Annotated in this window: 12 protein-coding genes and 1 tRNA gene; 5 read left to right on the top strand and 8 right to left on the bottom strand. The window is 36.7% G+C overall.

Features of this window, described 5'->3' with window-relative positions:
- Positions 1-26: 26 nt before the first annotated feature.
- Positions 27-416 (top strand): group III truncated hemoglobin, encoded by a 390-nt coding sequence (locus ACB104_RS01510; protein WP_370476511.1) that lies wholly within the window; start codon positions 27-29, stop codon positions 414-416.
- Between the two features lie 99 nt (positions 417-515).
- The gene (locus tag ACB104_RS01505) at positions 516-3,704 is read left to right on the top strand and encodes a cytochrome c biogenesis protein (RefSeq protein WP_370476510.1); all 3,189 of its coding nucleotides are present in this window, start codon (positions 516-518) and stop codon (positions 3,702-3,704) included.
- Between the two features lie 180 nt (positions 3,705-3,884).
- Here ACB104_RS01505 and ACB104_RS01500 read toward each other — a convergent pair whose 3' ends face one another.
- A complete protein-coding gene (locus tag ACB104_RS01500) occupies positions 3,885-4,157 on the bottom strand; it encodes a DUF4242 domain-containing protein (RefSeq protein WP_370476509.1) in 273 nt (90 codons plus the stop codon).
- A 174-nt stretch (positions 4,158-4,331) separates the two neighbouring features.
- On the opposite strand from ACB104_RS01500, the gene mscL reads away from it, so the two are divergent.
- A complete protein-coding gene (gene mscL / locus ACB104_RS01495) occupies positions 4,332-4,784 on the top strand; it encodes a large conductance mechanosensitive channel protein MscL (RefSeq protein WP_370476508.1) in 453 nt (150 codons plus the stop codon).
- An 18-nt stretch (positions 4,785-4,802) separates the two neighbouring features.
- Here mscL and ACB104_RS01490 read toward each other — a convergent pair whose 3' ends face one another.
- From ACB104_RS01490 to ACB104_RS01480, 3 genes are all read right to left on the bottom strand, one after another.
- On the bottom strand, positions 4,803-5,465 hold the full coding sequence (locus ACB104_RS01490) for an HAD family hydrolase (protein ID WP_370476507.1): 663 nt from the start codon (positions 5,463-5,465) through the stop codon (positions 4,803-4,805).
- A gap of 210 nt (positions 5,466-5,675) precedes the next feature.
- Positions 5,676-7,307, bottom strand: coding sequence for a phosphoenolpyruvate carboxykinase (ATP) (gene pckA, locus ACB104_RS01485; RefSeq protein ID WP_370476506.1), 1,632 nt, complete (start codon positions 7,305-7,307; stop codon positions 5,676-5,678).
- Between the two features lie 36 nt (positions 7,308-7,343).
- Entirely contained in the window at positions 7,344-9,185 is a 1,842-nt protein-coding gene (locus ACB104_RS01480) for an SLC13 family permease (RefSeq protein WP_370476505.1), read from the bottom strand.
- Positions 9,186-9,456: 271 nt separating this feature from the next.
- Here ACB104_RS01480 and bshB1 point away from each other — a divergent pair, with 271 nt between their 5' ends.
- Positions 9,457-10,173: a bacillithiol biosynthesis deacetylase BshB1 gene (gene bshB1, locus ACB104_RS01475; RefSeq protein WP_370476504.1), complete on the top strand. Its 717-nt coding sequence runs from the start codon at positions 9,457-9,459 to the stop codon at positions 10,171-10,173.
- 181 nt (positions 10,174-10,354) lie between these two features.
- Positions 10,355-10,430 (top strand) — tRNA-His (locus ACB104_RS01470).
- Positions 10,431-10,502: 72 nt separating this feature from the next.
- On the opposite strand, the gene ACB104_RS01465 is transcribed toward ACB104_RS01470, so the two are convergent.
- The 4 genes from ACB104_RS01465 to ACB104_RS01450 all read right to left on the bottom strand — a co-directional run bounded on the left by ACB104_RS01465 (position 10,503) and on the right by ACB104_RS01450 (position 13,992).
- On the bottom strand, positions 10,503-10,973 hold the full coding sequence (locus tag ACB104_RS01465) for a DUF1572 family protein (RefSeq protein WP_370476503.1): 471 nt from the start codon (positions 10,971-10,973) through the stop codon (positions 10,503-10,505).
- A 151-nt stretch (positions 10,974-11,124) separates the two neighbouring features.
- Positions 11,125-11,865 carry a DUF2268 domain-containing putative Zn-dependent protease gene (locus ACB104_RS01460; protein ID WP_370476502.1) on the bottom strand — a complete coding sequence of 247 codons (741 nt, stop codon included), beginning with the start codon at positions 11,863-11,865 and terminating at the stop codon, positions 11,125-11,127.
- Positions 11,866-11,879: 14 nt separating this feature from the next.
- Entirely contained in the window at positions 11,880-12,302 is a 423-nt protein-coding gene (locus ACB104_RS01455) for a VOC family protein (protein WP_370476501.1), read from the bottom strand.
- A gap of 202 nt (positions 12,303-12,504) precedes the next feature.
- The gene (locus ACB104_RS01450; RefSeq protein WP_370476500.1) at positions 12,505-13,992 is read right to left on the bottom strand and encodes a M61 metallopeptidase family protein; all 1,488 of its coding nucleotides are present in this window, start codon (positions 13,990-13,992) and stop codon (positions 12,505-12,507) included.

Below are 13,992 nucleotides of genomic sequence, written 5' to 3'. Positions count from 1 at the left end.
AACCGATTGTTTTATCTTTACTGAACATGGAAAAAAGCGATATTAAAAATAGGGAAGATGTCTATTTATTAGTCTCCTTATTTTACAAAAAAGTGAGACAGGATAGCGTTCTAGGGCCTTTTTTTAATGAGACGATAAAAGATTGGGATGCGCATTTGAAACGACTGACCACCTTTTGGGAATCCAGTTTATTTTTAAAAACTAAGTATTTGGGTAATCCTTTGGATGCCCATGTTCGGGCGGATAAAGAACACAGTCACAGTATTACTGATCTTCATTTCGGACTATGGCTAAACCTTTGGTTTCAAACCATCGATGAACTTTTTGAAGGTGATTACGCCGAAAATGCTAAACACCGCGCCCGTAAAATGGGAACTTTTCTGTATCTAAAAATTTTTGAAGCGAGAAATCGGTAGGCAATATTTGTCTCTAGGTTCTAGCTTTTTTCCAACACTTTAATACCCCAAAATAAACTTAAATCCCTAAATTTGCACGACCTTTAAAACAGGTGTCTCATGATCCAAAAAAAACTTGCCAATATATTTTTTTCAACCAAGCTTACTGCCTTTTTATTTATTGCTTTTGCTGCTGCCATGGCAACGGGAACTTTTTTAGATGCAGGGCAGGAAACATCGCCAACACCTTACACTAGAAACTTGATTTACAATGCCTGGTGGTTCGAGGCCATTATGGTATTTTTCGTCATAAATTTTACAGGGAATGTTTTTAGATTCCGACTTTACAAAAAGGAAAAATGGGCGACTTTTATTTTGCACTTGGCGTTTATTTTTATTCTGTTGGGTGCCTTTATAACACGCTATTTTAGTTTTGAGGGTATGATGGCCATTCGGGAAGGCGCTACTGAAAATACCTTTCTTTCGCAAAAAACATACATTACAACTTATATTGATGGTGATTATATGATTGATGGTATGCCACAACGATTGCCTATTGAAAGTGAAGTAGATTTTTCAGGACGTTTAGAAAACGAATTTAAAATTGAAACGAAATATAACCAACAGCCTGTTACCATTGAATTGGTAAAATTTATTGTTGGTGCTGAAGAAGATATCATACCCGATGAAACTGGCGAGGAATACCTCAAAGTAGTTGAGGCAGGTCAATCAGGCCCACACAATCACTTTTTAAAAGTAGGAGAGGTGTCAAGCGTTCATAATGTGCTGTTTGCGTTGAACAAACCTACTAGCGGAGCCATTAACATTACCTATCAAGACGATTCGTTGAGTATTCAATCCCCTTTTGAAGGTGAGTATATGACCATGGCAACCATGGCTCAAGGAAAATTGGTAAAGGACAGTTTACAGCCTTTGTATTTGCGTTCCAGATATGTTATCGGGAATATGCAATTGGTGTTTCCAAAGCCCGTTGTAAAGGGCCGTTTTGATATTGTTCAAAAATCACAATTGCTTAAAAATGATCAAGATGGTGTGGTGCTAAACGTTACCACAAATGGCGAAACCAAGCAATTGGGGTTATTAGGCGGAAAAGGATCAAACGGAAAGTTTGAGCAAATAAAAGTTGGTGGTTTGGATTTTGCTTTTAAATATGGCAGTAAGGTTTTAGAATTGCCTTTTTCCATAAAGTTAAATGATTTTGAAGCCGAGCGTTATCCAGGTACTGAGCGCGGCTATTCTGCTTACTCAAGCGAGGTAACCGTAATTGACGACCGAACTGAGGATTTTGACTATAAAATTTACATGAACAATATTTTAGACCACGACGGTTATCGTTTTTTCCAATCTAGCTTTGATTCCGACGAAAAAGGAACCATACTTTCGGTAAACCACGATTCTTGGGGTACCATGATAACCTACATCGGTTATTTTATGCTCTATTTTGGGTTGATGGCCATTCTATTTAGTAAATATTCTCGATTTGGAGATTTAAAGCGTCGTCTTGAAGAAGTAAAGGCCAAAAAAGCGAAGTTGCTCACGGTTCTGTTTTTATGTTTTGGATTGCATGGTTTTGCGCAAGAGCATACGGCAGATGATGGCCATAACCATACTAAAACCACTAAAGCACAAATTGATTCTATTTTAAGCGCCAATATCACGCCGAAAGAGCATGCCGATAAATTTGGACATTTGGTGATTCAGGATTTAAGCGGACGAATGATGCCCGTAAACACCTATGCTTCAGAAATGTTGCGTAAATTGAGCAAGCATGACATCTATGAAGATTTTGATGCCAACCAAGTGTTTCTGTCTATTCAAGAAAGTCCCATGCTTTGGTACAATGTTCCTATCATCTATTTAAAACCTAAGAAGGGTGATTCCATTAGAAATCTTATCAATGCTCCTAAATCTGAAAAATATGTTGCTCTCGCAGATTTTTTCACCAATAAAGGGGAGTATATTTTAGGACCCTTTTTAGATGAGGCCTATAAAGCTCAAGTGCCTAATGGATTTCAGAAAGAATTCAAGGAAACCGACCAGCGAGTCAGTTTGATGTATAACACTATCGAGGGTATGTCCTTAAAAATATTCCCGATTCCTGATGATGAAAATAATAAATGGATTTCGGCTTATGATTACCGAATGGACGCCTCAAAGGTTCAAGATTCGCTTTATGGAAATTTTATTAGAAATGGGTTTAAAACCTACTTGTTCACCTTAAACCGGGCAAAACAAACTCGGGATTTTTCAGAAGCCGAAAAGTTACTTGAAGCATTCAAGAAAACACAGCACCGCTTTGGAGGTGAAGTCATGCTCACCGATAAAAAGATAAATACCGAAGTGCTTTACAACAAGTATGATATTTTCAAAAAACTGTTCAGTTGGTATTTGTATGCAGGGTTTTTAATGTTTGTGCTCTTGATTGTCCAAATATTTAATGAAAAAAGTAAGTTGTTGAATATTTCGATAAATGTTTTCAAATGGGTTATAGTCGGTCTGTTTGTATTACATACCGCTGGTTTGATTGTACGCTGGTATATTTCTGGACACGCCCCGTGGAGTGATGCGTATGAGTCTATGATTTACGTGGCTTGGGCTACGATGTTTTTTGGTTTGGCATTTGGTAGAAAGAGCGATTTAACCATTGCCTCAACGGCTTTTGTAACCGCAATGATTTTAATGATTGCCCATTGGAATTGGATGGATCCTGCTATAGCTAACTTGCAACCTGTTTTGAATAGCTATTGGTTGATGATACATGTGGCGGTAATTGTAGCCAGTTATGGGCCATTTACACTGGGTATGATTTTGGGCGTCGTGTCTTTGTTATTGATGGCCGTTACCACCCATAATAACAGGCTAAAGATGGATTTAAATATCAAAGAGTTGACCATTATAACTGAAATGGCCTTGACTGTTGGGTTGGTTATGCTTACGATAGGTAACTTTTTAGGCGGTATGTGGGCCAACGAAAGTTGGGGACGTTATTGGGGTTGGGACCCAAAGGAAACATGGGCGCTTATTAGTATTATGGTTTACGCGTTTGTCATCCATATGCGTTTAGTGCCAGGGTTGCGTAGCCGATGGTTTTTTAACTTGATGTCAATCGTGGCATATTCCAGTATTTTAATGACCTATTTTGGTGTGAATTTCTATTTGGCCGGATTGCACAGTTATGCCAGTGGTGACCAAATTGTTAGCGTGAAATTTATAAGCATTGCCTGCTTACTTATTGCCATTCTTGGTTTCTTTGGTTACCGAGGCTATGCCAAGTTTTACAAAAAGTAGTTTGTGTTTTATGGGATTTAAAACTTTAAGTTCTTCGTTCTTTTTGATCCCCTCAGATTTTTATTTACCAATATTAATGATTACTGGTGGATTTGCAATTAGCTTGTCCACCAGTAATTAAGATTTTAAGGTTGTCTTAGAAATATGAATTGATTTAATTTAATTTTAATGAACGCAGGATTACTCAGCAGTAACAGGGTCAATAATTGATAATACTTTGCTGACTTTATTAGAAGGAAAGCCACCTCGTTTTGCATGCTCACGAACCATTTCTTCATTGGGTGCGTTGTATATACAATAAATTTTATCATTAGCTACATAGCTGTGAACCCATTGTATTTCAGGTCCTAATTCTCTTAAAACTCCACAAGAAGTTTGTGAAATTCCTTTTAATTGTTCAGGAGTTAAATCACCAGCCCCTGGAATCTCTCTTTCGATTACATATTTTGGCATAATCTTAAATTTTAGTTCCTACTCTTTTGGTTTTTCGGATTTACCCCGTTTTTATAATGGTCTCTGGACTCCATTTGATTTGAGTGAAAAGTGATATAAGTTACAACAATTGTTTAACTTATAGGTGAATACAGCGCTGACTTTTATCTTTGTACTTAAATAAAAACAAGGATTATGCAATTAATAAAGGAATTTAAAGAGTTTGCTGTAAAAGGCAATATGATAGACATGGCCATAGGTATAATAATTGGTGCAGCATTTAATAAAGTTATTGATGTATTGGTTAAAAAGGTTTTTCTTCCTCCGTTATCGTTACTGACAAACGGTGTAAACTTCCAAGATAAACGTATTATTTTAAAAGATGCTGTATTGGATGACTCAGGTAATACTTTAACCGATGAGGTTGCCATTGGTTATGGAGCTTTAGGCGAGGTTGTGCTTGATTTTCTAATTATTGGTTTTACCGTTTTTATTGTTGTAAAGTTTATGAACCGATTGAAAAACAAGGCACAGGATTCCAAGGACACATCGGTGGCCACGCCAAAAGATATCGAATTGCTTTCTAACCTAAACGAACTTATGGAAGAACAAAACAAGCTTTTAAGGGCGAATCGAAAGATGGATTAAATAGGGAAAAACTATTTTTTACTTATTTAAAATATTTTTGATTTTTGAAAAGGCTATATCTTCAAAGTTCTCTATGACCAAATCAGCCTTGCTATAATCTTGGTTTTTAGAATGAAAGCTATCATAGCCAACGCAAAAAATACCGGCGGCTTTGGCGGCTTCTACACCATTGGTAGAATCTTCAATAACGATGCATTCTTCCTTGCGAAATCCAGTAGCTTCAACGGACTTGATGAAAATCTCGGGGTGCGGTTTAGACTGTTTTAAATCACCACCACTTAGTTTGGCTTTAAAGTATTTATTTAAATCAAAGCGTTCAAAAATTAGGTTAATGCCATCCATTGATGCAGATGAGCCTAATACAAGGGTTAGGCCGTTTTCATGATAGCTTTTTATCAAATCTAAAACACCATTAATAAGCGCCAAATCAGAATCTGAATCAAAAAACTGTCTGTAATGCTTACGTTTTAGAGCCACTAAGTCCTCTGGAGATTCGTTTAAGTTAAAAGTGTCGCACAAACGTTTGCAGATATTGATGGTAGATTGCCCGGTAAAAGATTCATAAAGTGCTGAGGACACCTTTATGCCAACTTCTTTGAACATATTATTATAAGCTCGTATATGCAATGGCTCGCTATCAATAATAACGCCATCCATATCAAAAATAATTGCTTTTAGCATTTGAATTTTTTTTTGCGAATATACTAAGAATTGGAAGGAAGTATGGTTTGTTATGTCAAGGAATTATAATTGTTTTTTATGAGAAGAAGCTCTGCCCAAAAGCTGCATAATTCCTTTAAGGGTTCTGTGAACTATTCTAATTTCTTTATAAAATCTATAGAATTAAAAAGGAGCTCTTTTAGAGCTCCTTCTGAAGTTAATAAGAACCTATTAAAAGTGTTCGTGTAAATGATGGTGTTCATCAATTAGCGGACCTCCTTCAATAATTTGTTCGGATGCTTGTTGTGCGAATTTCTCAAAGTTTAAGTGAAATGAGTGCGCCAATTGAATAGCTTTCCCCACATAAGCACCTTTTTGTAACCAAGTGTTCATCGGATCTAAAATCTCTGATGGCACACCAGGACAGTATTTAGGCATAAATAAGCCGAAAATAAAGTTTTGCTCGTAATCTACATTGTCCAGTTCACCGTTAAGAATTGCGGTAATCATGGCTCTTGTGTATTTCAATTTAATACGAGAACCAACACCATAAGCGCCGCCGCTCCATCCTGTATTGATCAACCATACGTTTACACCAGCTTCTTGCATTTTTTTGCTTAACATTTCTCCGTAAACGGTTGGGTGCAATGGCATAAATGGTTCACCAAAACAAGCTGAGAACGAAGGTACAGGCTCGGTAATTCCAGCTTCAGTTCCAGCTACTTTAGCGGTATACCCTGAAATAAAGTGATATGCTGCTTGGCCAGGCGTTAATTTTGATACTGGAGGCAATACACCAAAGGCATCACATGTTAAGAAGAAAATGTTCTTTGGGTTATTGGCATAAAGGGTTTCCTGAATGTTGTCAATATGGTAGATAGGATAACTTACACGTGTGTTTTGTGTAATACTGCTATCTTTATAATCTGGTTCACCATTATCTTTAAACACTACATTTTCAAGTAAGGCCCCTGGTTTTATGGCTCTAAAAATATCTGGTTCTTTTTCTTCTGTAAGGTCTATTACTTTAGCGTAGCATCCACCTTCAAAGTTAAAGATAGTGTTATCTGCGGTCCAGCCATGTTCGTCATCTCCAATTAACTTTCTTTCAGGGTCTGCTGAAAGCGTAGTTTTTCCTGTTCCAGATAATCCGAAGAAAATGGCAGTATCGCCATATTTACCAACGTTGGCTGAACAGTGCATAGGCAATACATTTTTTTCAACGGGTAAAATCATGTTTAATGCAGAGAAAATACCCTTTTTCATTTCACCTGTGTAAGCAGATCCACCAACCAAAGCTATTTTTTGGGTGAAGTTGATGATTGAGAAATTACCTTGACGAATACCATATGCCTTAGGATCTGGACATTCATAGCCCGGTGCATCGATAACCAACCAATCTTCTTCAAAATTCTCCAATTCTTTTTCGCTTGGTCTTAAGAACATGTTGTAAACAAATAGGTTAGACCAAGGGAATTCAGTTATGGTTCTAATATTTGTACGAAATTCTGGCTCGGCACAAACGTATCCATCTCTTGCATAAATTTCTTTTCCAGAAAGGTATTTTAGAACTTCGTTTTTAAGTTTATCGAAATTCTCAGGAGATACAGGTTTGTTAGTTTTTCCCCACCAAACTTTATCTGCAGTATAATCGTCTTTTACCAAAAATCTATCTTGAGGTGAACGCCCAGTAAATTTACCAGTGTTAATGGCAAGTGTTCCGTTCGCGGTTTCTCTTCCCATACCTTTTTCAACTGTTATTTTTTGCAGTTCTTCAGGCGATAGGTTCCAATGTACATCTACGTTTTTCAGCCCATATTGTTCTAAATCTGGACCTGCAGTTACTGTTGCTGATTCTTTCATGTCATTTAATTTTTAAGGTTCTTATTAAAATTTATTTTAAAATGGCCATATTACAGGCACTAATATCAACGTGATTATAAAAATGAATAATAGGAGCGGAGCACCTACTTTTAAGTAGTCCATAAACTTATAAGCCCCAGCCGTCATCACCATGGCATTTGTTGTGGTGCCAATTGGTGTTAAAAAAGCTGTTGATGCGCTTATGGCAACCACAATCATAAATGGGGCTGGCGATAAATTCAGTGAACTGGCAGCAAGTATGGCTATAGGTGCCATAAGTACGGCAGTAGCTGAGTTGTTTATTACTTGACTGAATGTTGTTGTAAGTAAGAAAACACCACCCAACAATAAAATGGGGTGTATTGAGCCTAAATAGTCTACCAAGCCGTTTGCAATAACTTGCGCAGTACCTGTTTTTTGTAGTGCAATACCCATGGGTATCATGGCGGCAATCATAACTACACTGGTCCAGCTAATGCCTTTATAGGCTTTGGATATTGGCACACAACCTGTTAAAAGAACAACCCCAGCTGAAATTAGCGCTGCAATGGAACCTGGTACAGCATTCAATACCATTAATACAATCATGAGTATAAGTGCACCCATGGCAATGAATGATTTAGTATTAAGGTTTTCAACATTTTTGGCCATACCCTCAGGACTTCCAATTATAACTAAGTTTTCATGTTGGTTTTTAAGGTCTTCAATATGTTCCCAACTACCTCTCAATAAAAAGGCATCTCCTGCTTTTACGGTAATTTCATTTTCCTGTAAAGCTTTATTGTTTCTTGAGGCTGCCAAAAGTTGGATGCCAAATCTTTTAAAATAATCTCCTAGTTTGTATTTTCTTCCAACCAAAATGGAGTTTGGGTTTACAATTACTTCAGTCATGCCAACCTCTTGATTGATTAAGTTGTGCTTAAGCTCATCAGTGATGGGTTCAAGGGGTAACAGACCTAATCTGAACGTAATCATTATTTTATTGATGGCATCGGTTTCTCCTTTAACCGTTATGATATCGTGGTAAAGAAACTCGGTATTTGGGTCTGGAAATTCAATAAACGTTGGTATCTTTTTTAGAACGTTAGGGTGTCTTCTTTTTATTCTAATGATGGATACATTGTAGTTTTTTTCGAAGTCCCAATCCTTTAGTTGCGTATTCAACAATGGAGAAATAGATCGAACACGAAGTCTGTAGTAACCAGTGTCAACTTTATAGGCTTCTATCCAATTGTGTAAGGTAGATTCAATATTTACCGGTTTGTTATTGGTTTTGTTTTTTGGCAATAATTTATAGCCTATATATCTAAAGTATAACAAGGCCACGATGAGTAAGGGAACACCAATAAGACCGAATTCAAAAAATGAAAAACCTTCAAACCCTGCATCAATCAAAGCATTGCTTGCAATAATATTTGGAGGAGTACCGGTTAATGTCAATAAACCGCCTGTGTTTGAACCAAAAGCAACGGGCATTAACATTTTTGATGGCAATGTGCCAATACTCCAAGCAGATGAAATGGTAAGAGGCATCAGCGTAGCTACAGTACCTGTATTACTAACAAAACCCGATAAAACGCCGGCACCAAGTGTTACAATGACCAAGAGTTTAGGAACGCTTTTTCCTGCCCATTCAACAAATTTCTTACCAGCAAGGGCGGTCCAACCGGTTTGCGCAATTCCCTCACCGATAATGAACAGAGCGGCAATCATAATTACTGTTGGGTTGCTAAAGCCACTTAAGGTTTCTTTAGCGTCCAAAATGCCGGTTAAGAAAAGCGTAATCATAGATATCAATGCCACAATGTCTGGCGGAAACTTTCCCCAAACAAAGAGGGCAATGGTAACAACTAATATGGCAAGCATTAAATAGATCATTTCTTGTTTTCTTTTTAATTTTGGCACGTTGTACAGTGCCTCAGAATTACATTGTAAAATTACAGATGGAGGTATCTAATTATTATGACAAATGTCATGCTTTGAGGCTACTGCTCATTTTTCAATTATTAGTATATTTATGGCCTAAAAAATGTTAAATACATTTACGAATACGTTTGCGTAATAACAGGTTTTAAGATTACTGAGTTTTTTGTTGCAAATTTTTGTGGCAATTGCTAAAAAAGTGACCCAAAAATCAAAAGAAATGAATATGAAATTAGACATTTTAGCCATAGGGGCGCACCCAGATGATGTTGAGTTAGGTTGTGGCGGCACCATAGCAAAAGAAGTGGCCCGTGGAAGAAAAGTTGGCATTTTGGATTTGACCAGAGGAGAACTTGGCACTAGGGGTTCGGCAGAAACGCGGGATATAGAAGCTGCAAATTCAGCAAAGATACTTGGTGTTTTGGTTAGGGAGAACCTTAGGTTTGCCGACGGCTTTTTTACCAACGATAAAGTGCACCAATTAGAAATTATCAAGATTATAAGGAAATACCAACCTGAAATCGTTCTGTGCAATGCTGTGGATGATAGGCATATTGATCACGGAAAAGCTAGTAAACTGGCCAGTGATGCCTGTTTTTTAAGTGGATTGGTTAAAATTGAAACTAATCTAGATGGTAAACCACAGAACGCTTGGAGACCGAAGCACGTTTACCATTTTATACAGTGGAAAAATATTGAACCTGATGTAGTTGTTGATATAACCGGTTATATTGACCAAAAGATGGAAGCTGTTCTGGCCTTTAAAACCCAATTTTACAATGAGGAAAGCCAAGAGCCCCAAACCCCAATATCAAGCAAAAACTTTACAGATAGCATTATTTACAGGGCTAGGGATCTAGGGCGTTTGATAGGAGTAGAGCATGCCGAAGGTTTTACCGCAGAACGTAATGTTGCTGTCGACAGTTTGTTTGATTTAAAGTAGGTCGGCTTGCAGAATCTTTTATTATATTTTCATTAGAAATATTAAAAAAGTCTTTGTAGATACCATTGAAAAGATTTACATTTGCACTCGCATTTATAATGCGCTTTACAGGGTAGCTTTTAACGGTTGGTGAGAGCTTTCCTTTTGCAAAACTTTTTTAAAGTTTTAAAATAAAAAACATGGTGGTTGTAGCTCAGTTGGTTAGAGCGCCTGATTGTGGTTCAGGAGGTCGTCGGTTCGAGACCGATCTTCCACCCAAAAAGACCAAGCCTTTCAATACGTTGAAAGGCTTTTTTTGTTCTTTAAATTTTGGTTTTTGGTATACCGTTTTATTGACCGAGAATTATTTTTTTTATCATTACAATCTGACCAAGATGGTAATAGCTATGCCCAATAAGTCCATCAATGTTTCTATGGTATGTGCCATATTTTTTATTAACAAAATCTTGATTTAGCAGTTCTTCCGATATTTTTTCTATTAAATCAGCTAGTTGTTCTGTGTCGTTCCAAAACCTACTTAAAAATGTTTCCCAACCGGATTCGGATTCAATGGGAGTAAAATCAAAGCTGTATTTATCTCTAATATTAAGTTCTCCGTTTATAAAAACATTTTTTACTCCGCTTATATAATAATGGATGTGTTGTGCTAAAACGGCAATTGAATTAAGAGACTCTACTCTGGTAGTGGCCATTTTCCATTCTAAATCCTTTAATTGGTGTTTAAAATTGGTGTTTGCAATCCATGTTCCATTTAGAATTACTTGTCGAAGTCTATTGGCGAGTTGTTCGGTTTGTTTCATTAAAATGAATTTTCTACTAATTTAGAGATTTTGTGAAACTATTTTAGCTGGTTATAAGCTAAACTGAAGCGAGGCTGAATGGTCGTCAAATCCTTGATAGAGGCAGGCAGATGCCGTAATTGTGGTTATACATTGTTGTCATTTTTTGAATTTATTCAACAAATGAGCTGGCAGGTTCATCAACCACATCTGAAGCTCTCAAGGATGGATTTTGTTCTAAATAATCTTGCGCTAATTTAAAGCCGACGGAATATCCTGTCCAGCGCGGTATATCATTAGAGACCCCAAAAAACCATTCATCATGGTTATACGTAGTGTCATTCCAAATGGAACTTGCTGTTTCTTTCCAATATTCTAAATCGCTAGTTGAAAGAGCGGTGCACCAAATAGGAGGGGCAATACCGAAAATTTCAACAGAAAAAGAATCGGCCAACCCTTCTGTCACCATAGCCTGTAATAAACTACTGCCATAACCAACAGAACGCCTTCTTTTTGCATGGTGCATTTCGTGAGCTATGGTGGGGCCCAATTCATTTGAAATAGATTGGTTTAGGTTAGCAAAATTTGGATTTATGGACACAATAACTTCATTGGCGTTGGGGTTAAAACCTCCAATGTCAATTTCAGGAATTACATTTGTTGCGGAAGCCCTAATCTTAATGTTGATATTTTCGGTAGGCATTTTTGCGTTTACCACTGAAACAGCTTCTTTTACCTTGGTTTCGATTGTGCTTTTTTGGCTATCAAATGCATTGTTATTCTCAAAGTAAAGAAAGCTGTTAAACCCCAAATCTATCTTGGAGTCTGCAGTTTCTTGACTTTTTGAAGAACAATTGAACAATGCTAAGAAGCAAAAAGCAAAAAGTGCCTTTGATATGTGATTGAAAATCATCTTATTTTTAGTTTTTATTTATAAAAGTCTTCCTCATTTACTTTTAGGGTAGTCAGTTCAACAATATGGCCATCCAAGTCTCTTGTGTATATAGAGTCAAAGTAATGATGATCTCTAATGTGAAATTCCAGATTCAGTTCAAGATATCTGTTTTTGGCCTTTTCAAAATTTTCGTTTGTTACATTGAAAGCGAAGTGGTCTATTTTCACATTTTTTGAAGTTGAATCTAGTTCGGCATCTGTTATGTTTGCTGGAAACAAGGCAATTCCTGATTTTCCTGAAAGTAAAAAAATCGGAAAGTCTTTCCATTCGGGCAATTGATAGCGTTTAAGCCCCAATACGTTTTCATACCATTTAGCAGAAGCTTCCATATCGGCTACTCTTATAGCAACGTGGTCTAAAAATTCAAGTTGTATATCATTGTTATTCTTTGTCATTTGCAGGATTGCCCTTTGAGTTTGTAATGGTTTGTTCCCTAATTTACTAAATAAAAAAATGGAGGCAAAATCTTGGTTTACGGGCTGCCAAAAGAAGGAAAAGTAACGAGGCCAAATAGGTTGTTTGATACTATTATAGTATTAAAGGTTATTCTTTTCAGCTTGGTCTTTTATCCGACATTCAAATTAGAAATAGCAGGAGTTAAGCTTTTAGTCGTCTTCCAAGCTTTTTCAAATCGTCAGATTCAATTTTTAATATTGGGATGCCCTCTTGGTCTTCAACCATAAGCCCCTCAGGAAGTTGATTACTGAAATCAATTAGCTCGCCTTGATTGATGTATTTTTCAAAATCTGATGCCGTATCTGTGTCGTTTAAGTATTTTGACAAGGTTCGTAAGAACAGGGTTTTATTTAATCTCATATTTTCGTCTTGTAATGCCATTTCAAATAATTCGTGCATCACATCATCCAAGCTTCGCGAATAATGGTTTTGCTCCTTTATTTTATTGTCAATATAAAAGGCGTATAAAAGCCCTCGTCTGTAAGGAAGCTTCATATATTTAATGTAATTGGTCCAATATTCTTCAAAGGTCAAAGCCCCATTCGGGGTATTGTTCACGGGGTCTTTATAGTGCGGAATAATGACATCCTTGTTAAGAATATCTATGTATTCAGTTGTGTTCAGGCGGTTGTTTTTAAGCAACAGTTTATAGGCGTAATAATCTGTAAAACCTTCGCTAAACCAGTATTGCTCCACTTCATTTTCATTAAGAATCGTTCTTCCTATCCATTTATGTAATAATTCATGGTTGTACAACCATTTCATGTGGGCCAAAGTAACCTTGTTGTTGTTTGAGGCAAATGAGATGAAAGATGATGAAAAACCGCTGCCACCAACAGAATACCAGTTTTCAAAAGTAGGGATTAGCGAAACGGAAAAGTTACCTTTTCTAGGGTCGTTCCAAAAGTTGTGTTGTGCGCTAATGGTTTCTTTTAAAATATTGAAAATATCTTTATCTTTAAAGGGCTTCCAGTTGCCTCTGGTCACAAAATAAACAGTGTCCTTTTCCAAGGGGAAAGAATACCTTCTAAAATCACCTCCCGCAAAAAATGATGCATATAAATCTTCTCTAATAACGTCTATATTTTGGACGTTGTTTTTGCCAAAACTGCTATGATATAATGCTGTGTTTGAATTTTTCTCATAGGTTATTTTGATATTCGCCTTGCTTGTATCTGTTTCAAATACCCGTTCAGGAACCATAAATAACCGCATACCCAAAATATGAAAGTAGGTGGAATCGACTATCGGTCTGTAGCGCAACTGATTTTGAGGCAACCCCTTATAATCTTGAACAATCTGGTAGTGGATGGCCGATTTTAAATTTGGTTTGGTTTTAATGGTTATTTGGCTGCTATCTCGTTTAAATTCAATGTTATCAGGTTTGGGAGAGACTTCAAAGTTTTTTATACAATTAAAAATATCCTTGTCTCCCCACGAGTTGTTTTCATACCTTAAAACAATTAACCCATTGTTGTCGCTTTCATAATCAAATTCAACCTGTAGAGAGGGAATACTATCATTTAAATTAGACTCGACCTTATATTCAATATCTGCTAAGCTTTCATTGTTCTTGGAGCAACTTGTAATTAATAGGCTTAAAATGATGAGGTAAAAAAGTGATTTCAT

It is taken from the genome of Tamlana flava, assembly GCF_041287255.1.
In the GTDB taxonomy this organism is placed as follows: domain Bacteria; phylum Bacteroidota; class Bacteroidia; order Flavobacteriales; family Flavobacteriaceae; genus Tamlana; species Tamlana flava.
The sequence above is the reverse complement of the archived record's forward strand: the minus strand, read 5'-3'. Positions and strand labels throughout refer to the sequence as shown.